At 43.6% G+C, this 20,932-nt stretch carries 19 protein-coding genes; 4 read left to right on the forward strand and 15 right to left on the reverse strand.

Annotated elements, in window-relative coordinates; translation table 11 throughout:
* Positions 1–139 precede the first annotated feature (139 nt).
* Positions 140–751: a TetR/AcrR family transcriptional regulator gene (locus BMY78_RS14030; RefSeq protein WP_090899600.1), complete on the forward strand. Its 612-nt coding sequence runs from the start codon at positions 140–142 to the stop codon at positions 749–751.
* Between the two features lie 105 nt (positions 752–856).
* Here the strand turns inward: BMY78_RS14030 and BMY78_RS33305 are convergent, their stop codons facing one another.
* The 10 genes from BMY78_RS33305 to BMY78_RS14075 all read right to left on the reverse strand — a co-directional run bounded on the left by BMY78_RS33305 (position 857) and on the right by BMY78_RS14075 (position 9,096).
* Complete coding sequence (locus tag BMY78_RS33305) at positions 857–985, reverse strand: DUF6254 family protein (protein WP_240343196.1); 129 nt, start codon at positions 983–985, stop codon at positions 857–859.
* Positions 986–1,120: 135 nt separating this feature from the next.
* Positions 1,121–1,876 (reverse strand): SDR family NAD(P)-dependent oxidoreductase, encoded by a 756-nt coding sequence (locus BMY78_RS14035; RefSeq protein WP_090899603.1) that lies wholly within the window; start codon positions 1,874–1,876, stop codon positions 1,121–1,123.
* 311 nt (positions 1,877–2,187) lie between these two features.
* Positions 2,188–2,760, reverse strand: coding sequence for a TetR/AcrR family transcriptional regulator (locus BMY78_RS14040; protein ID WP_090899606.1), 573 nt, complete (start codon positions 2,758–2,760; stop codon positions 2,188–2,190).
* Between the two features lie 106 nt (positions 2,761–2,866).
* Positions 2,867–3,235, reverse strand: coding sequence for a hypothetical protein (locus BMY78_RS14045; protein WP_090899609.1), 369 nt, complete (start codon positions 3,233–3,235; stop codon positions 2,867–2,869).
* 185 nt (positions 3,236–3,420) lie between these two features.
* Complete coding sequence (gene rbsB, locus BMY78_RS14050; RefSeq protein WP_090899612.1) at positions 3,421–4,350, reverse strand: ribose ABC transporter substrate-binding protein RbsB; 930 nt, start codon at positions 4,348–4,350, stop codon at positions 3,421–3,423.
* Between the two features lie 14 nt (positions 4,351–4,364).
* A complete protein-coding gene (gene rbsC, locus BMY78_RS14055) occupies positions 4,365–5,336 on the reverse strand; it encodes an ABC transporter permease subunit (RefSeq protein WP_090899615.1) in 972 nt (323 codons plus the stop codon).
* Position 5,337: 1 nt separating this feature from the next.
* A complete protein-coding gene (locus BMY78_RS14060) occupies positions 5,338–6,819 on the reverse strand; it encodes a sugar ABC transporter ATP-binding protein (RefSeq protein ID WP_090899618.1) in 1,482 nt (493 codons plus the stop codon).
* 15 nt (positions 6,820–6,834) lie between these two features.
* A complete protein-coding gene (gene rbsD / locus BMY78_RS14065) occupies positions 6,835–7,236 on the reverse strand; it encodes a D-ribose pyranase (RefSeq protein WP_090899622.1) in 402 nt (133 codons plus the stop codon).
* Positions 7,233–8,114 (reverse strand): ribokinase, encoded by an 882-nt coding sequence (rbsK, locus tag BMY78_RS14070; protein WP_090899625.1) that lies wholly within the window; start codon positions 8,112–8,114, stop codon positions 7,233–7,235. The genes rbsD and rbsK overlap by 4 nt, the downstream gene beginning before the upstream one ends.
* Complete coding sequence (locus tag BMY78_RS14075; protein WP_090899628.1) at positions 8,107–9,096, reverse strand: LacI family DNA-binding transcriptional regulator; 990 nt, start codon at positions 9,094–9,096, stop codon at positions 8,107–8,109. The genes rbsK and BMY78_RS14075 overlap by 8 nt, the downstream gene beginning before the upstream one ends.
* 327 nt (positions 9,097–9,423) lie before the next feature.
* Between BMY78_RS14075 and BMY78_RS14080 the strand changes: the two genes are divergently transcribed.
* On the forward strand, positions 9,424–9,849 hold the full coding sequence (locus BMY78_RS14080) for a MaoC family dehydratase (protein WP_090899631.1): 426 nt from the start codon (positions 9,424–9,426) through the stop codon (positions 9,847–9,849).
* A gap of 70 nt (positions 9,850–9,919) precedes the next feature.
* Here the strand turns inward: BMY78_RS14080 and ppsA are convergent, their stop codons facing one another.
* Entirely contained in the window at positions 9,920–12,535 is a 2,616-nt protein-coding gene (ppsA, locus tag BMY78_RS14085; RefSeq protein ID WP_090899634.1) for a phosphoenolpyruvate synthase, read from the reverse strand.
* A 472-nt stretch (positions 12,536–13,007) separates the two neighbouring features.
* Between ppsA and BMY78_RS14090 the strand changes: the two genes are divergently transcribed.
* The gene (locus BMY78_RS14090) at positions 13,008–13,973 is read left to right on the forward strand and encodes a DMT family transporter (protein ID WP_256222112.1); all 966 of its coding nucleotides are present in this window, start codon (positions 13,008–13,010) and stop codon (positions 13,971–13,973) included.
* Positions 13,974–14,070: 97 nt separating this feature from the next.
* On the opposite strand, the gene BMY78_RS14095 is transcribed toward BMY78_RS14090, so the two are convergent.
* The 4 genes from BMY78_RS14095 to BMY78_RS14110 form a co-directional block, all read right to left on the reverse strand.
* Positions 14,071–15,204, reverse strand: a complete 1,134-nt coding sequence (locus tag BMY78_RS14095; protein ID WP_090899636.1) for a serine hydrolase domain-containing protein — start codon at positions 15,202–15,204, stop codon at positions 14,071–14,073.
* A 168-nt stretch (positions 15,205–15,372) separates the two neighbouring features.
* On the reverse strand, positions 15,373–15,888 hold the full coding sequence (locus tag BMY78_RS14100; protein WP_090899639.1) for a spermidine/spermine N(1)-acetyltransferase: 516 nt from the start codon (positions 15,886–15,888) through the stop codon (positions 15,373–15,375).
* A gap of 185 nt (positions 15,889–16,073) precedes the next feature.
* Positions 16,074–17,582 (reverse strand): response regulator transcription factor, encoded by a 1,509-nt coding sequence (locus BMY78_RS14105; RefSeq protein WP_090899642.1) that lies wholly within the window; start codon positions 17,580–17,582, stop codon positions 16,074–16,076.
* Between the two features lie 18 nt (positions 17,583–17,600).
* Positions 17,601–19,364 (reverse strand): cache domain-containing sensor histidine kinase, encoded by a 1,764-nt coding sequence (locus tag BMY78_RS14110; protein WP_090899645.1) that lies wholly within the window; start codon positions 19,362–19,364, stop codon positions 17,601–17,603.
* Between the two features lie 212 nt (positions 19,365–19,576).
* Between BMY78_RS14110 and BMY78_RS14115 the strand changes: the two genes are divergently transcribed.
* Positions 19,577–20,884 carry an ABC transporter substrate-binding protein gene (locus tag BMY78_RS14115; protein WP_090902447.1) on the forward strand — a complete coding sequence of 436 codons (1,308 nt, stop codon included), beginning with the start codon at positions 19,577–19,579 and terminating at the stop codon, positions 20,882–20,884.
* Positions 20,885–20,932: the final 48 nt, after the last annotated feature.

Genomic DNA, 20,932 nt, shown 5'->3' on the forward strand with positions numbered 1-20,932 from the left:
TTCGCATATGTGCTATATGATGTTTACAAATATAATTGTATGCTTAAAATTGTAACAATCCAATCATTAAGATACAGTGATGTGTTGACTACATAGACACTTGGTGAATTCATGTCTATTTTAATAGGAGTTTTTATGAATGAATGATGAACAATTTTTGAAATCTCAACAGCGCAATCGAACCGAGGAGCATCTTAAAACCGCTCTGATCCAGCTCATTAAGAAAAAAGGCTATCATGCCATCTCTGTCAAAGATATCGTTGATCAGGCGTGTTACAATCGCAGTACATTTTATTTACACTATCAAGATAAATTCGTGCTCGCTGAAGAATTGTTGAATACGAAGCTCGAGGGTCTAAGGTTCGCCGTAGGCAAGCCTTATTCTCACGGTCAAAAGGTCTACACCACCAAGCTAAATCCGGAATCCTTTCAAATCGTCGATTATGTCTATGAGAACCGAGACTTCTTCGAACTGATTCGATATGATGACACGTTACCAGGTCTGCATACTGGCTTCCCACAGACAATCCTGAAAATCTATGAGGAGCAGTTTATTTTCGAGACGATCAACGATATGCCTGTTAACATGGAGTATTTTAAGTACTATACAGCGTACGGCTTTTTTGGAATATTGAACAATTGGATATTAAGCGGATTTCGTGAATCACGGGAGGCGTTTATCTATAATGTGATCGAACTGTCTAAAACACACATTCAATCTTTTCATTATGTGGGGAACAAGTTGGATTGATTATAAATTAAAATAAAAATAGCCGCTAAATTAGCGACTTTATATGGTAATATGTGCGGCAGTTGTAGTGACAACTGCCCGCAAACTTCACAGGCAGTCATTTGTTTAAATCGTAGTATGTTTCTCATCATATTCGCTTGATAATTGCTTAAGCGATTTGATTTTACCATGAGGATGCTGTTCTTGCTTTCGTGACTTCCAAGCAGCTTCCTGCCTTTTTTTCTGGCGAGCCATAAAAGATTACCTCCTCTGGAAAATTAGAATTATACTACTTCTTTATGATGTCATTTATCAATTATTTTCATTCATAAATGGAAGCTGAATCCCTGAAGGGTTCCGTTACATTATGCTCACCACCATTATGGCATATTAATGCAAATCTCCTATGATTGGATAGATTGGGCTTCTCAGATTAAAATTGTAGTTCAGGTCTACAATCCCTACGACTTCGTTATTATCATATAGATCTAACATGAAGCCTGCCATTTCTTTGGCGGTGTGGTATTTAGACATGTTAGCTTTGTAATCAAAATCTTCTGTATCTAATGATTTCTTCACAAATTCCGTTTCCGTAATAGCTGGAGCCAGTACTTTTGCTTTTAGTTTTGCACCTTTTATTTCAAGTTCTTTGGCAAGCCCTTCTGTGAAAGCACTAACGTAATATTTCGATGCCGAATACGCAACACTTCCAACAGCAATGGCATATCCAAGTGCGGATGCAACGTTAATTAACTGAGTTCCCTCAACGTCTGCATAATCTCGCACATAGAGTGTAGAAAGGATCGTCAGGGACTCTATGTTCACACGCAGCATCGTTTCAACTTTCTCCAGATTCTGTTCTGCTACAAAAGAACCTTCACCGAGCCCCGCATTGTTAATCCAAGTCTCAATATGGTATTCCTTCAGCGTGTTATAAAGTGTGTATGCCTGAGTTGTATCCGATAGATCACTTGTATGCACAATAACATGTACTGTAGCATCAATTTTCTGAATGGCTAATTTGAGTTCTTCTAATTTGTCCAATCTTCTAGCGACCAAGATTAAATTTTTGCCTCGTGCAGCAAACGCCAATGCAGTCTCATATCCAATTCCTGAACTTGCACCTGTAATAACTGTATACTTCATCCTATTTTCTCCTTCTCAACATGTATTTTAGTATAGATAAGCTTTCAAAAAACATTTTAGAACGTTCATTCTCAATATTACAAAAAAACAGTTAGATCTAACTTGCTATTTAGAATAGCATTTCTAGAACGAACAGTAAAGAATTATTTTCTGACGACTATATCATGATGTTGGAACAGGGAACTATGAGTTTTGCCAGACATGCGATACAAGTTCTCCATAACGTAACTGGACAAGAACCTGTATCACTAAAACAAACCAGCCTCCATGGAGGCAACGCCCTCTTTGCCTTCCATGTTGGAACTCCGCGTTCAATCTAAAACGGATAGTGTCATATCCACAATATTTTTTAACTTTTGCTGATCCGTAGTGGTCTTAACCAACGTACGTATCCCCACCCATGCATTCATCAAATAATGAGAAATAACTACAGGGTCAACGTCAGCCTTGATTTCACCCTTTTGCTGGCCTTCCAGAATAAGGTTTCTCAAGAATTCCTCTGTTCGCAAGTAACTCTCATTAACCAAGGATGCAACTTCAGGATCCAACACGCCCAGTTCCACGCCTGAGTTTACAAGAAAACAGCCTATAGGTTGTCCTTCATTTCTTATTGTTGACTCAAACAATGCCCGAATAATCTCTTTGATTGGTTTTTGGGTACCAATTAGAAACCTCATTTTGTTGGTCTGCTTCGTTTCATATCGTTCAAGAGCTTTCATAAAGAGAGCATGCTTATCCCCGAATGTATCATAGATACTTCTGCGGTGAATGCCCATATATCCAACCAAATCTTGCATTGATGTTTTCTCATATCCTTGGGTCCAGAACAATTGTATTGCTTTATCTAATACTTCATTAACTTCAAATTCTTTGGATCTTGCCATCCTCATCACCTCGAATAATCATTATACAATGAAGTGAACCATCGGCAAACTGGAATTGAACAAGTGGACAGATTACAGGGATGACATGTGCAAAAGAAGATTTTTTTTATTTATTCGCAAGATGATCATCCATGGCCTGAACAGCTAATTCGAATGCTTTAATTCTTCTTCTTAAAAGCGTCTTTTGAGGGCTGCCCGCTCTCGACTTACTATAACTGTTCTCAAGTGACGGGAATAAACCATTCAGAACATTTCGAGCTTCTGCTAACTCTTCCTTGGTGTACTGATGAGCTTCTTGATTCCAAACCGTTTCCAGCATTGCCAAACCAATGTTTAAGGCATTGAGTCGTTTATTTAATAAAGTAGTGTTATTCCCTTTCTGAGTCAAATTAGTCAAGGCGTTTTCGGATTTGCGTATGGTCGATTGGAAAGCTTGAATGGATAGCAATTTTTCTTCTTCTGATACATTTTCCATGTAGCGCTACCTCTCCTTTTCTCATGCATAAAACTAATTTACATGCCCCGCGAGATGTGATCAATATTATAACGGGCACAAACTAATGCAGGTTTCAATGTTAACTGTCTTCTCCACCATAGCAGATGGATAAAATGAAAATCCCGCCCTAGACATAATGTCCAGAACGGGATGTATTGGTTAAATTAATTGTTCGCGTTTTCCTTGGTCACCAGCTTCAATTCAGCCGGAATTGATTTCTCTACCTGCTTGCCATCCAGCACATCCAAAGCAGCTTGCACCGCCAGCTGGCCAATTAGTACTGGCTGTTGAGCGACTGTTGCCGTCAGCTTTCCGTCTTTAATGGATTTGATCGCATCATCGTTGCCGTCAAATCCAATTACGGGAATGTCTTTACCAGAACTTTGAATTGCTTCAATCGCGCCCAGCGCCATCTCGTCGTTATGGGCAAATACCGCCTGTACATCAGGATTGCCCTGCAGCAGATTCTCCATGACATTCAAACCTTTGGAACGATCGAAATCGGCAGACTGCTTTGCAACCACATTGAGTTTTTGATCAGCAATCTCGTGAAAACCTTTCCCCCGCTCTCTTGTTGCAGAGGCTCCGGGTACACCCTCAAGTTCGATCACCTTTGCTCCTTCGCCAAGATGTTCTACGAAATATTCCGCCGCCATTTGCCCACCTTTGACGTTATCGGATGCGACCAATGCGGCCACGTCGCCTTTGTCGGCCGAACGGTCAAGTGTAATCACAGGAATACCCACACTATTAGCCGATTGTACAGCCGTAGAGATTGCCGCGGAATCCGCAGGGTTAATCAGAAGGGCATCCACGCCCTGTTGAATCAGGTCGTCCACATCATTCGTTTGTTTGGCTGAATCATTTTGAGCATCAACCACAATGACCTGAATTCCTTGTTTTTTGGCTTCTGCAACGACTCCGTCCTTAAGGGAAACAAAGAATGGATTATTCAACGTGGAGACCGACAGGCCGATTTTTTTCTGTCCATTGCTTCCGGCAGAGTCGGGCTTAGCCCAACCCGGAGGCTCCAGAGAGCATCCTGCCAGAACGATCATCATTACGCTTACAAGCAATATGGTTAGTTTTTTCATGTTCGCTTCTCTCCTTAAGCCGTTTTCTTGCGGTCCAGCAGGACAGCGATGGCAATAACGACACCTTTTACAACCATTTGATAAAACGAGTTTACTCCGAGCAGGTTCAAACCATTGTTCAGCACGCCGATAATCAGGACCCCAATCAGTGTGCCGACGATCCGTCCTCTACCACCTGACAGGCTTGTTCCACCCAGAACAACAGCTGCGATGGCGTCCAGTTCATATGAAGTCCCTGCCGTAGGCTGCGCAGAATTCAGACGGGAGGTCAGGATTGCGCCTGCCAGCGCTGACAGCATACCTACCAGGGAATAAATCATGATTTTTACGCGATGCACTTTAATACCTGAGATAATGGACGCTTTCTCATTGCCCCCAAGTGCGTACGTTTTACGACCGAAAGCTGTTTTATGCAAAATCGTCCACAATATTACGAATGTAATGAGCATTGTGATTGCTGGAACCGGTATGCCTAGCATATAACCACGACCGAACAGTTGGAACAGCAGGCTATCGCCCAATCCGGTTATCGGATTACCGTTTGTATATACCAGCGTTAATCCCCGGAACACCGTCATCGTTGCTAATGTAGCAATAAACGGAGCCATCTTGCCCTTCGTTATCATCAGCCCGTTCACCATACCCATGACTCCGCCGAGCGCAACACCAATAATGATTGACAGAATCGGGTCCAGGCCGGACAGCATCATATTGGCTACAAAGGCGCTAGATAACGCCAGAATGGAGCCAACCGACAAGTCGATGCCGCCAGTCAGAATGACAAATGTCATGCCAAAAGCAATCAACGCGTTAATCGAAACCTGACGCAATAGATTCAAGATGTTAAGCGGTTCCAAAAAGCTTGGATTCAATACCGATACGATGATAATCAAAATGATCAGTCCGAGCAACGGACCTAATTTCTGTGTCAGATTCGTTAGACGGAAGCCGCTTTTGGCGGGTTGGTTTTCCTGCAAAGTTGTCATATCATTGTCCCCCTGTAGCCAATGTCATAATGTTTTCCTGTGTTGCCTCTTCTTTTGCCAGTTCACCGCTAATGTGTCCCTCATGCACTACCGCGATTCGATCGCTCATGCCGAGCACTTCAGGCAGCTCGGAAGATACCATAATGATGGCAACCCCGCGGTCAGTCAGCTCGTTCATCAACTGATAAATTTCTCGTTTGGCTCCAACGTCCACGCCTCGTGTTGGCTCATCCAGGATAAGTACACTTGGGCCAATGCCGACCCATTTGGCGATAACCACCTTCTGCTGGTTGCCCCCTGACAGGTTTCGTGCTGCCGTCTCAGAGGATTGTGTCTTGATTTGCAAACGTTTGATGAGCGTATCCACAAATTCCTGTTCTTTCTGAGTCGAGATGAACCCTTTACTTGAGAAGCTGAACAGATTGGGTAAAGCCATATTCTCACGAATGGAGAAATCAAGCACCAAGCCTTCATCCTTGCGGTCTTCCGTAATAAATCCAATTCCATGTTTAACCGCATCCGCTGGCTTCCGAATATGAACCTTTTTGCCTCGAATCATGATCTCGCCACCATCCAGAGATTCCAGACCGAAGATTGCCCGCATGATCTCTGTCCGTCCCGAACCCATCAATCCGGAGAACCCGAGAATCTCGCCTGCTCTCACCGTAAAGCTGATATTCTGGAACAATCCTTTGCTGCTTGCGTCCCGTACTTCAAGGACTACTTCACCGTACGAAGGATTTCGTGCCGGATATCGTTCCGTGAGTTCCCGTCCAACCATCTTCCGCACCACTTCGTCAAAACTGGTCTCCGGAATCGTCTTGGTGTCTACCGTTTTGCCGTCACGCATGATTGTAATCCGGTCGCAAATGGTGAAAATCTCCTCCATCCGGTGCGAGATATATACGATGGAAACACCATTTTTCTTAAGCGAAGTGATCACGCCGAACAACTTCTGAATCTCCCGCTCCGTAAGCGCCGCCGTGGGCTCATCCATAATGATGACTTTAGCATCGGTCATGAGTGCCTTGGCAATTTCAATCATTTGCTGCTGTCCGACAGAACATTCCCCGGCAGGACGATCCAGCGGGATCTGCACGGAAAGCTTGGCAAACTGCTCGGTGGCAAGCGCTTTCATTTGTCTTGTATTTAGCAACCCTATAGATGAAGTTATTTCCTTACCGATGAAGAGATTATCAAGCACCGTCATTTCCGGCCAAACGTTCAACTCTTGGTGGATAAAAGCAAGTCCCATCTTCTCGGCTTCCTTCGGATTGGCAAAATAGGTTTCTTTACCGTCAATAGAAATGGTTCCCTGATCACGCCCGTGAAGACCAATCAAAATGTTCATTAACGTGGATTTGCCGGCCCCGTTCTCTCCCATCAAGGCATGAACCTCGCCTTCTTTCAGTTCGAAATCTACCCCGCTTAGCACTTGGTTGGTGCCAAACGCTTTATATATGTCTTGCATCTGAATAAGCATGATACCGTCCCCCTTTTAACCGAAAATGACGCCCGATTGTAAGATGCAATTGGCATACGGCGTAGCTTCGCCCGTACGAATGACGACTTTGGCATTCCGGGTCAACGCCTTGAATTGTTCATGACTGATGGAAACGTCAATTGCTCCATCGCCAAATTTCTCGGTCATAAATTGCAAAGCTTCTGGATTCCCTGCTTGGATCTCTGCTGCCAGAATCACTTTCTCAACGACCATATCGTCCGCAATAAGCTCCACGACCTCTTGAAAACTGGGTGTCCCCAGTTTCAGGGACAAATCGATTTTGAGTACACCGTCTGGAACCGGAAGGCCAGCATCCGCGATGACAATCATGTCCGTATGACCCAGATCAGATAACACCTTGGAGATGTGACTGTTCAATATTCCCTGCTTCTTCATTTCAGGCTTGCCTCCACTTCACCCCGTGTTGGCATGCCTCCTTGTGCGCCGAACTTGGTCACGGATAGCGATGCAGCCCGGTTGGCGAATCTAATGCTGTCTTGTAACGGTTTCCCTTCCGCTAGAGCGACTGCAAATGCGGCGTTGAACGTATCACCCGCTCCGGTTGTATCCACTGGTTCCACTTTATAAGTAGGTACAACGATCTCCTGTTCGCCGTCAAAATATCGAACCCCGTTGCTGCCCTCCGTAATAAACAACTTGTTTGGATATTTGCGCAGCGCCTCAGCCGGAGTCATGCCCTGAAACAATATCTCGGCCTCATGCTCGTTCGGCGTGATATAAGCAGCTTTGTCAATGACCTCATCCGGTACTTTCCTTGCAGGTGCAGGATTCAATAACAGTGGAGTTCCGCTTTGAGCGCAAATCTCGCTGACACGAACAACGGTTTCCTCCGGAATTTCCTGCTGAATCAGTACAATATCTGCACGTTGGATCACTTCTGCCGCTTCATCAACATAGGCTGGTGTAACTTCGCGATTTGCCGCTTCAACCACCACGATACTATTATCACCTTCAGCCAGCACGATATGAGCTGTGCCGCTCTCCATATGTGTAACCGGTTTCACATTCTGCGTATTTACACCATTTGCTTTGAAATTATTTAAAATGGCTGTACCAAAAGCATCATCACCCACTCTGCCGATCATGGAAACGTCGGCCCCCAGTCTTGCGGCAGCGACTGCCTGATTTGCTCCTTTGCCGCCAGGAACTGTTTTGAAGCTGTCGCCAAGGACGGTTTCACCCGCCCCAGGCCGTCTTGAGGAAGTAACAACCAGATCCATGGAGCTGCTGCCAATAACGCATATTTTAGCCATCTGAATTCACCTTTCTTGTTGTGCCCCGTTCAATGAAACTGACCGGAAGCTGTATGTGTTTGTTTTCGATTGGAGCTTGTTCCACCAGTTTGATAAGCAAACCGGCAGCTTCTCTTCCCATCTCGTATGCCGGTTGGCGAATGGTCGACAATGCCGGTGATAGCAGGCTGCTCATCGGAATATCGTCGAAGCCGATAATCTGCATGTCCTCCGGAACTTTTTTACCGATGCGCAATGCCTCGTGCAGTACCGCCATAGCTGCGATGTCATTACTGGCAATGACTCCGTCTGTATCGCCGTACTTGCTAAAAAGCTCGTCCGCCCATAACCCAACATCGTTAAAGGAAAAGGATGTCGTTTGGATTACACGGTAATCCAGGCCGGCCTGACGTATGCTCTCGATTGCGCCTTCAAAACGGTCCTGCGCGGGTTTGATATGTGCCGGCCCCTGCATAACCGTAATTCGGCGGCTTCCGCGATTGATAATCTCCCGTGCAGCCAGACGTCCACCCTCTCTGCCATCCGCATATACGGAGGGACTGTCCAGAGGTGTTCTGTCAAGAAACACCACGGGGATCTTCAAGTTCTCATATATTGAAGAGTGAGGGTAATTCGTTGAAGAGATTACGCCGACTACATTATTCTGGATAAAAGTCTGGATGTAATCCTTTTCCTTCTGTTCATCCTCATCACTATTTCCGAAAATCAGTCTGAATTCCTGCTCCTGCATCCGGTCCTCTACACCGCGTGCAAGCTGCGGAAAGTAAGGGTTTGCAATATCGGGTAACAGCAGGCCAATCAATTTGGACTTGCGCTTGTATAAAGAGCGGGCCACCTCATTGGGAGAGAAGTTAAGTTGCTTAACCGCTTCCTCCACTTTCTTGCGAGTGTCCGCATGAACATAACCTCTTTCATTAATGACCCTGGATACGGTGGCTACCGAAACGCCAGCCAAGTTAGCTACATCTTTTATTGTTGTCATGAACGTTCACTCCTATGTGTAACCGGTTACAGATATGAAAATATCATATTTATTTCAGTTTGACAATCCTTTTATGACTGGAAATTTATCCTAGTCATCAGATAAAGACCTACTTAACGCAGTAACACTATGCCATAGCGTCACCTTGAACCAATCTATATATTCAATCAAAATTAAACAACTTCCTTCGAGGGTGAACTGAAACATCGATACTAAATCAATGCGCGGAATGGTTATAATAGAACATTAAGATACATGTTCAAGTTGAGCACTGCTTGCTTTACATTCGACCTATCCATTAGAGTAGATATACGGAGGTGTACATCATTGAAATTTAACGAGTATGTTATAGGCAAGTCCTATAGAACCAATTCTATTCAATTGTCAAAGAAGGATATTATTGATTTTGCAAAAATCTATGATCCTCAATATATGCATATAGATGAGGCCAAAGCCAAAGAAGGCCGCTTCGGCAGCCTCATTGCTTCGGGTATGCAGACGATGAGCACGTCCTTCAAGCTATGGGTGGAACTCGGGATATATGGTGAAGAGGTTGTCGCAGGAACAGGTATGAATAATATAAAGTTTATCAAACCTGTGTTTCCAGATGATGAAATTAGAGTTCTAGCTGAAGTGATGGAATTGGCTCCAAGAAGGAGTAGTGGTGGAATTGTCACCGTGCTGCTCACTACTTTTAACCAAAATAATGAGAAGGTTTTTCAGGCAGAATTAAGTGCTCTGATTCGTAATTGAATTCACATATAAGTCATTTTAAACAGCGACCGTCACCCGGCAATGTATATACCAGTCAACGGTCGTTTATTCACAATATTTCGATATATCCTTCGGTTCCATGTACCCGAATTCGCTGCCCATCTTTTATTCGATGGGTTGCCTTCTCCACTCCAACAATCGCTGGCAAGCCATATTCACGCGCAATTACAGCTCCATGGGTCATCAGTCCACCCACTTCGGTAACTAGGCCTTTTATAGAAACAAATAATGGTGTCCAGCTCGGATCCGTATACGGAGTCACTAGTATATCTCCATCTTCCAGATCAGCATCTTCAATATTGAAAATGACACGTGCTCGGCCCTCGATCACCCCGGAAGAAACAGGCAGCCCCATAATAGCATCGGCTGGCAGATTTTCACGCTTATACTCACCTGTAATGATTTCACCATCAGACGTGAGCACACGAGGTGGCGTTAGCTTATCATAGATTTTGTAATCACCTTTTCGTTGAGTAATGATCTTCTCATCCAGATTATTGGTGTGTACAACTTCACGAAGTTCTTCAAAAGTGAGAAAATATATATCTTCTTTTTCGGCAATAACACCCGCTTGTGCAAGTCGTTCGGCTTCTTTCAATAAAGCCTGTTTATAGACGAAGTAACGATTGATCATGCCGTATTTGGGATATTCCCGATACCCGATGAAGTTGCGAACCAAGTCAATCATTCGTTTCGTTTCCTTGGCTTTTTGTTCACCGTCAGGCAATAACTTCAACCGATCTAATATTTCTTGTTCTTTCTTCAACGCTTCCTGTCTTCCCTGCTCAAATTTCCGTTTGCTTGCATTAGGCTCAAAGTTTTTGATGTTACCCAGAATCAATGGCACAAGTGTAATGGGTTTTTCAATCCAACGGGTTCTGGTCAGATCGATTTCTCCGGCACATCTCATGCCGTATTTGTCCAGATAATCCTGGATAGCGTCCCTTGCTTCCTGTCCACCCTCAACCTTAGCCAGTTCATCCATAAAGTCATCCTCTTTCACATGCTGTAAATAAGCAATGACTTCCGGATAAGGACGAATCACATCTGCAACATCCAGTAATGCGAGACCCATTTCGGAAGTGATATTGTTAGGTACCGATTGAGACAGCGTATCCGCTGCATTGTTCTCACCCAACCACTCTTTCATGTTTTCATTGATCCATGCTGAAGCCTTCATGGCAGTCATAAATACATTTGAACTTCGTGGGTCAGATAGAAATCTCTTCAATTCTTGCAGATCTTCAAGGATAAAATCAAACAAATCCAATCCAGACTTGTTTTGGATGTTACGTTTTAGCTCTTCTACTGAGGCTTGATTGCTCTTAATCAAATCAGAGACGATGGTTGATTCATTTTCAATATGTGCTTGAAAACCATTAGACGCGCTCTGTTCATTGTTAGTAGGTGGAGTTGGTGCTGGATGATCAACTGGTATCGATTTTATGAAATTCTGGCGCTTGACTACAGTTGTAAGTGCGTCCTTAAGGAGCGGATCGGATTGTCCCATGGTATTTATGAAGTTTTCTCTCATGACAGGCGAAGCCAGCCTAGGCGTAATATCAACAAACAATCTTCCACCAGCTATACGCATGGGTGCCGGAGTCGTTAACAGAAAGAAGGATAAGCCCAGCGGTTTCATAGGATCAGTCATCATTTGTTGGTGACCAACAGAGAGGTACACATGATTTTCCTGGTCATTTGCTTCAGGAATCGGGTATAACGTTGTAATTGGCCGACTTTGGACTATATAAAACGTATCATCCGCCAAACACCATTCTATATCTTGCGGGAAACCAAAATGAGCTTCGATCTGTCTTCCTATGCGTGCCAGTTCCATAATTTGTTGATCGGTAAGTGTTTGCGTCTTTTGCAGCACGGGATCGATCTGATGTGTATACGTTCCACCATCTTTCCGTCCATAGATAGCCAACGTTTTGAGGGCTATCGTCTTGTCGACAATTTCACCTTCCCGTACTTTATAACAATCAGCAGATACCAGGCCGGACACCAGCGCCTCACCAAGTCCAAAACTGGCGTCGATAGATACCAGTTTCCGGTTGGATGTGACCGGATCAGCCGTAAATAAAATCCCTGAAGCCGTTGGGAATATCATCTTTTGAATGATAACGGACAAGTAAACCTGACCATGGTCAAATCCATTTTGCATACGGTAGATTACCGCCCGATCGGTAAACAGGGAAGCCCAACATTTGCTGATATGGTGCATGATTGCTTCTTTCCCGATGATATTTAAGTAGGTATCTTGTTGACCCGCAAAAGAGGCATGTGGTAAATCTTCAGCAGTCGCACTGGAACGTACTGCATACGCATGACCCTCTCCAAATGTGGAAAGATAATGAGCAACTTCATTTTCAACATCGGCAGGAATGTCTGCGCCTATTATAAGCTCCCTGATCTTCCTGCTGATTTCACTAATCTTCTCTCGTTCTTCAGCTTTTAACAAGGATAGTTGATCCAGCAAAGTTTGATACGTTTCGTTTTGTTCAACGGCTTTTTGATATCCGACGGTTGTAACACAAAATCCATCGGGAACCTTTACCCCTTCCACCTTTGATAACTTCGCTAGATTGAATCCTTTTCCACCAGCGAGCGCAAGCTGCAATTTTTCCGTTTCCTGTAATCCGATAACCCAGGAACTCATTCGGTATCTCCCCTAACCAGTAAATTGAAAAAAAACATTTGACAAAGAGTTTACCGCCATGATAATATTTAAATATAAGATGAGATAATTATGAATATTAACATTAAAAAAGTGTGTTTTGATTATATCATTGTATTTGTTCATATACAATATCAAAGAACCGAGGAACATTACCTCGGTTCTTTTTTTGATCCACTAGATACTATCGTGAAAGCCTCTTCAATGTCATAGATGTAGAAAGCCAATAGAAAAGCAGCCTACCCTTAAATGAGGTTGGGCTTCTTTTCTATTGGCATTTATTCAAGACGTTAAAATACGAACCGCAATGTAGCAATGGCTGAAAAGATTAAGGCCTCTTTCTGTAGAATAGCCTTTACATTTTTTTGTTACAGCTAGTAGCAGTTTGTGATATGGTCAGTGAGGTGCGATCAGCCCGTACACATATACATATCATGCGAGGAGAAGATTGAAAGTGAATGAGATAAAAGCTATGGAGAAACCGATCAAATTTAGCGATCCTTTATTTGTAACTTTAGTTGCAAGTATTTGTTGCTTGTTATGGGGAAGTGCCTACCCGTTTATTAAGCTTGGATATAGTGCTTTTGACATCCTGGCGGAAGATATTCCATCAAAATTTGTATTTGCGGGTTATCGATTTATTTTAGCAGGATTACTGCTCCTATTCCTGTTTCGTGTCATGAGTAAACGCAAGTTTAATCTGTCTGGAAAACAATTTTCAAGTTTAATCTTGCTTGGCGTGTTCCAAACGGGTCTGCAGTATATGTTTTTTTATGTGGGTGTAGCCAATACAACAGGTGTCAAAGGTTCGATCATGAATGCGACAACGACTTTTTTCAGTGTGGTTCTAGCTCATTTTTTATATAAAAATGATAAACTCAGCAAAAATAAAGTAGTCGGCTGTTTGCTAGGATTCATTGGCGTAGTTATTGTTAATTTTCACTCCAATCTGCTGGAATTCTCTTTCTCTCTCTCAGGTGAAGGTTTCGTTATTATTGCGGCTCTTATTTTTTCCATTACGGCCATCTATGCAAAGCACTTAACAGGCTCCATCGACGTCCTCGTTATTACCGGAATTAGCCTGTTTGTCGGCGGACTGGCACTCACCATACTTGGACTTCTGCTTGGCGGTCGGGTTACGCATTTTACACTTGAATCAACAGGCATCTTGATTTACTTAGTTTTACTTTCATCAGCTGCATTTTGCTTGTGGAATCTGCTTCTGAAATATAACAAAGTGGGAAAAGTATCTGTCTATAACTTCCTTATCCCAGTGTTTGGTGCATTGCTATCGGCGTTGTTTTTGGGAGAAACGATTATGGAACTCAAAAACCTAATCGCATTGCTGTTCGTGTCCATCGGCATTTATATGGTTAATCGCGTAAGCTCTCGAAAGTTCTCAAATACCCTCGAATCGTAGTTTAAAAAAAATAAAAAAATAATAACAGGGGCGCGACATTGGTCGCGTCCCTGTTTGTTTCCTATTGTACGAATACTCGTCAGATTCCACTTCCGTCTTACAAGCAGGAGTAAACAACATTACGCAAACGGCGCTGAATGTAAGGCTCCTGACTGTTGAGCAAATGCTGCGCATACATGACAGTGAGTTCGGAATCTGGATCAATAATGGCCATGCAGCCGGCAGCCCCACTCCATCCAAATTCACCAAGCGGGCTTAACGAACCGCTGCCCGCCTTGGAGACATGCGTACGTACACCCAGCCCGTAACCATACCCGCCCATATGATCCCATGAGTAATCACCACGGGTCAGATCGTTCAGATGGTCAGTGCGCATAAGCTCCACTGAAGCCTGTGACAGAATGCGCACGCCTTGCGGACTCGTCCCGCGTCCAGTCAGCGCATTTAGGAACAGTGCATAATCGCTAACGGTAGACAACAGCCCGGCACCGCCGCTCTCCAAATCCGTGCCTACCCGGAACCCGTTTCCGTCCATGCGTACGGCTTTTTCAAGCTCATCATTGTAAGCATACTGTGGAATCAGACGCGTCTTCTGTTCCTCGTTCAGATCGAATGCCGTATCGTTCATACCTAGCGGTCCGGTAATTTCTTCTTGCAGATATGTACCAAATCGTCTGCCACTCACAACCTCCACCAAAGCTCCGAGCACATCATGACACATGCTATAGTTCCAATGCGTACCTGGCTCAAACAAAAGGGGTTCCTTGGCGAGCGCTTTCGCAAAGTCTCTTGTCGGTAATGTACCATTGGTGCTTTGCACAGCTTCCTGAATGCTTGGCGAGCCAATGTCATAGGAGAACCCGGCAGTCATCGTAAACAAGTCGCGTACCGTAATCGCCCTTGTCGCTTTTTCCAGTCTGACCTCGCCGTTCGATAATGTTTTCTTCACCGTCATCTCGGCATACTCCGGCAGATAGTCGGACAACGGATCGCTCAGCAGCATTTGCCCTCTCTCTACAAGTTGAAGCGCTGCCACACAGGTCATAATTTTCGTCATGGAGTAGAGATTGAAGATCGCCCCATCACCAATGGGCGTTTGCTCCTCCAGATTGGCGTAACCATTGCGGTAACGGAAAACGGTATCATTTTGATGCATCACAAGGACCTCTGCCCACGGAATTCTCCATGATGTGATGCGGTCAATAAATGAAGCAAGCGGTTTAAAGTCCATATTTCCCCGTCCTTTAATGTAGAATCGTTTATCATTGCACATCGTGAATCTGTGTTTATGCACATAACCCACATAGTATTAATATACGACCATTCACATGCATTGACCATATCTAATAGAAAGCAACTTTAAACAATTCATACAATTTTTTTAGGATCGGTACGATTACTACAGGGTTTTGATCATGATAAAATCGAATTGTTCCTCGTCCCCCATATAAAAAGAGTGAGAGCCCGTTTGAACAAACCCCATCTTCCTGTAAAAAGCAATGGCATTGTCATTCTTTTCCCATACTCCTAGCCAGACCTGCTTCTTGTTGTGCTCCAAAGCGGTCTCCATGGCTTTATTTAACAGATATTTACCCAGTCCATTTTTTTGAAATGGTTTCCTGATATAAATTCTCTCAATTTCTAGTGAAGCATCACTCATTTTTTCGGATTGGGCGCCATCTCTGTTCACTTTTAGATATCCGGCAAGTTCATCATTGTAGTAGACGAAAAAGAAGTCTGAACAGCTATTAGACAGTTCATCTTCCAATTGTTTAGCGTTAAATGCTTTTTCCAGATAAGCTCTCATATTGTCAGGGGAATTCTGATCCTTAAATGTATCGTTGAATGTTTCTATACCTATTTCTTGCAGTTTTTGTAAATCCTCGCGACGGCAAGCTCGTATTTCAACTGTCATTGTGATGTATCTCTCCTTCTATGAATCCACAACATACTTATATTTTTTTGTCGCAAATACAACATAATTTATAATCTTAATCTACTCCTAATTTGTATCGTTTGCAACATAAAATAGTGAGACCAAGCAGATCAAAATACATAGCAAACGTTTTCGAAATTTTAATGTGCTTTTCCTTGAATGGACTATTTAAGCAATTTTTCTTTGTATTCTGTGGGACTGAATCCCGTGTATTCCTTAAATACCTTGGAGAAATAATGCTGATCACTGAATGATAGCACATCCGATAACTCCTTAAACTTCATCTCGGGTTGGCATTCCATCAGTCTGCAGGCTTCCTTAATTCTAAGGTTTGTATAATACTGAACAAACGTAACTTGTGTTGCGTTTTTAATGACTCTGCTAACGTAAGAGGGGCTGACATGAAACTTCATTGCAATGTCATTGATGGATATCTGGGTGTACTTGTTCCGTTTGATGTACTCATCCATTTGCACAAACAGATCTTCTCTGCTTTTCCGACCATGGGATTGAAGCATATCAAAACATTGTCCAATCCATTCCGTTAATTCACTGCAAAAATCACCATATGTTTCTTCATCAAACAGTTTTTTTGCTCTAAGCTCCAAACCAAGCCTAATTCCCGCCCCTTGCTCTTCAAGCAAATGTGCGAATGTATCTATTACTAAATTGATAAATCGTTCCAATTCTTTTACATGCACGTTTTCCTCTGACCATTGATTCATCAATTCGGACAGCTTAAGGACAAACTGTTCCTTCTGATGAGCTTGTATCATGTGGACAAAAGCAGATTCCAATGCAGCATCCAGGCAACCTGACTCAGTTCTTGCTATGGAGACGGGATTTCCGCTATCCAGCACCAATCCATTATTCAATCGCTGATGCATCGATAAAATGGACGATATGTGGTGATAAAGCTCCGACAGATTAACAGATTCCGACCATAGCAGCTGCCCACCAATGGTTGTGTCCATACCTTGTGCAACCAAATGACGCCGCAACGATTCGAGACATTCATGTACAGAAGAATACAAATCAAGAATTCCTCTGTTTACAAAAACGATGAATTGCTGCGGAGTTTGACTTAGAAACACTTTAAATGGACGAGGAGCAAAAAACTCTTCTAAAGAAGCCTGTAACGTCTTTTGTCCCCATCGTTCCCGTTCCGAGGTGAAGGGCTGTCTGCGCAGAATAATCATCATTGGGGCCAGAAAAGCAGCATGTTCTCCTGGCTTAAGTTCAGCATAACTATGGGGATCAACGATCTCCTGCAGCTCATGAAAGTTTCTGGACCTCGATTGATCGAGATGTTTAATAACTCTGCCCATGACTTCCTCCAGAGCATCAGGTTCGACGGGCTTCAGCAAATAGTCGAACACCTGTAAATTCAATGCTTTTCGTGTATATTCAAAATCGCTATACCCGCTAATTAGAATAACCTTCAACTCCGGCTGGGCAAGCTTTGCCTGCTCAATTAGTGATAAACCATCCATCTTGGGCATTCGTATGTCTGTCAACAAAAGATCGATTGGCTGCTTCCGAAGTGCTTCCAGCGCCTCTTCCCCATTCGTGGCTGTAACTGCCACGTGAACGGGAAAGTTCAGCTTATCCAACAGCATTTTAATATTGCGCAATATAGGTTTGCTATCCTCAACAATCATGATTTTGTACATGGTCTATCCCTCCTGTGCTCAGTAAAAATCGCTCGTCATCGATCCGATGATTTGAATGGTTGCTCCTTTTTCCTCGTCAGAATGACTGTTGTACATATTAAATAAAAGTCGATTGCTATACATCAGTTTAAGCCGATTGACGCTATTAACGATCCCCATGTTGCCAAGAGCTGTCTGACGATCGGAGGATTGATTCATTCCGGAGCCGGACTTCTGAATATTGGACAAAATCTCTTCTATTTTATTTGGCGGGAAGCCTTCTCCGTTGTCTTTAATCTCCAGAGCCCATAATCCGTTATACTGCTTTACGGTAATTTGGATACGCCAGGGAGGCGTAGTATTGAAGAAAGCATGCTCAATGCAATTTTCAACGAAAGGCTGAATAACCAGCCGCGGCAGCCGGATTTCACTCGTCAGATCATCAGCATGGATGCTCCATTCCAAATCCTCTTCATACTTTTGCTGTACCAACGACAAATAATGTCTCGTATGCTCAAGCTCCTCCGTCATCGTCACATGTGCATAAGGGGATGAAACAATATAACGTAAACTGTCTGACAGATGTTTGCACATATCAGACACGACCCGGGTTCTTCCCTCTTGAGCAGCAATACTGATCAAATAAAGGACGTTATGAAGAAAATGGGGAGCAATCTGAGCTTGTAATGCGGAATTCCGTGCAGTGACTTCTTCATGTAATGCCTTCTTCTCACGGTCAATGGACTGCTGTAAACGCTCCATCAAGTCCTGAAAAGCTTCATTCAATAGCAGCAGGTCGTTATTTTTAGGCCGATCATCGACTTTCAGTTTCATATTGCTGTAGTTAATGCGCCAAATCTGGCTGCGAAGCTTGCGAATAGGAAGCAACAGGTTGCGTGTAGAGAAGAAAATGTACACGAAAGAAATAAGCATTAAGGCAGTAATCAGCAAAATGGACATGCTTTGTACGGAACGGATCGAGCCTAAAACCGAATCTTTCGGCGTTATTATAAAAGTAATCCAACCCGTCTGGTGAGATGTAGAATGTGTAACGTAATTATTTTGTTCATCAACTGCCAGTCCTTCTTCGGATAAAGGCTCTTTCCATGTCAAAGCGTTCTTTCTCGCTTCCGATCCAGTCATTTGTTCACCTTGCTTGTTCAAAATGAATACATCTCCTGCTGTAATTCCTTCCGTGAGATTTTGAATGTAAGCTTGATCCATTTGAATACTAAGATATCCGTATAACTTGCCATTCTGATCGTTGACCGTACGGAGAAATGAGATCGTGTCTGCCTCTCGAAGCAGGATAAAACCGTTCCCGGTCCACGCTCGTCCACTCCTGCTTTTTTCCGTCAGGGTACTCAGAATCGTTGGAGGATGACCTGAACCCAGATACGATGTGAGCAGCACACCTTGTTTATCATAAATGGACATGTCCTTGATGTTCATGCTGGGGCCAATGGCTTGAAACATGATATCTTTTAGTTTCCGAATCTGGTTCAGTCGTTCATAATTGCTTGGGGCTGAAGAGCTCTTGTCCATCGTTGTGAAGATGTCCTTATTGGACAATATGCGCTGGGACATCTGGTTTTGCTGCTCTACGTACAGGTCAACCTGTTCTCGTACCTTGGTGGCCGTGATCAGTGTATCCTCCTCCGTTTTTTGTGTAAGCGGGCGGATAACGACCAGGTTCACGTAAACGATAAAACAGCCCAGCACGAATAAAAGAAGGGCCAGAAATGTCAAAAATACTTTTGTCTGCAAGCTGAATTGTGTGGCTCTATGTATAAGTTTAGCCATGCTTCGCGAAGCCTCCTGTCTTGTCATGCCGTACAACTCGTCTGGATCATGTCTTAATGTAGCATGGGTTTGAATGAAATGATAGCGATTTCAAGTTCAGGATTTTACACATAAATATTCAAGCACAGACATGTACCGGAGAAGAAGTGGATTTTATAATTGGACTTGTAAACGGATTCATTACATGTTTCAGAGGGGGATTTGCGTTGAAAATGCATAAAAGAAAAAAAGCAGCATCCATGGTACTGGCAAGCTTGTTGTCCATTTCACTGACCGCTTGCGGATCAGGTGGCACTGATTCCGGCACGTCCGCAAGCAATGGCAATAAGAACAGCAAGGTCACACTGGAATTAGCGATTTCGAAGAGTTCACAGGATTCTGCCTTTATCCAGCAGGATATTCTCGATGAGTTTGAAAAGCAGACAAATATTTCTGTCAATCTGCAGCTCATTCCGGCTGAGCAAACAACGACCGTGCTGCAAACCAAGCTGGCTGTCGATGAAACGCCCGACATCATTCAATACAATTTGGCCAGTGCGATTACGGATCTGAATCTTGAGCGAAATTTTGAAATTCTGGATAACGAGTCCTGGGCCAGCAGAATTGTAAACAAAGATGTGCTCTCCGCTGCCGGCCATATCTACAGCTTCCATGTCAGCCAGGACACGGGCATGCAAGGTGTTGTTTACAACAAACAGATTTTTGCTGACCTGGGTCTGTCCATCCCTACAAGTTACGAACAGTTTTTGGTGATTTGTGAAAAAATTAAAGCTGGCGGCATTACTCCGGTATTCATGCCCTATAAAGATGCTTGGGCTGCGAACATCTGGCCTGCGGCAGCATTTGCCGATTTTGTAGCCAAAAACGATCCTTCTTTTTTCGATGAGCTCAACAGCAACAAGAAAAAATGGTCCGATATTCCTGAGTTTAAAACGTTTTTGGAGCAGCAATATGAAGTGTACACCAAAGGATATACCAATACGGATGTGCTTAGCGACAGCTATGACATGGCCGTTGGCAAATTCCTGAACAAGGAAGTCGCCATGATGTTTATGGGAGATTGGTTAATCGAAGGCGTAGCAGAGCAGGATCCAAGCATGGAACTCGGCGTATTCCCGATTCCGTCTTCCGATGATGCCAAACTGGGTGCAAGTCCGCTTGGAGGACAGCTGTTCATTCCGAAAAAGGCTAAGCATTTGGACGAAGCCAAACAGTTCCTAGACTTTATCGCCTCCAAGGAAATTGCTCAACAGATCGTCGATGCCAAAGGATATGTATCTAATTTTAGCGATGTTACTACACCGGAGTTGCCTGCTTACAAACAGGATATCGTTGACAATTACATTCTGCCTAAGAAAACCGTATTAACCACCGATGCTTACATGCTGGTTGATCGCAGTGAGCTGTATAGGCTGTTACAGGATCAATTCGCTGGCGGTTTGACACCGGAGGAAGTATTAAAATCCTGGGATGAGAAGTTCAGTCAACTGATGCAGGATAAAGGCGTTTCCGGTTTCTAAGAATTGAAATACAGGGCAGTATGTCATTCCTGAATGATGTGCTGCCTA

Source organism: Paenibacillus sp. OK076, from assembly GCF_900110055.1.
GTDB lineage: Bacteria > Bacillota > Bacilli > Paenibacillales > Paenibacillaceae > Paenibacillus.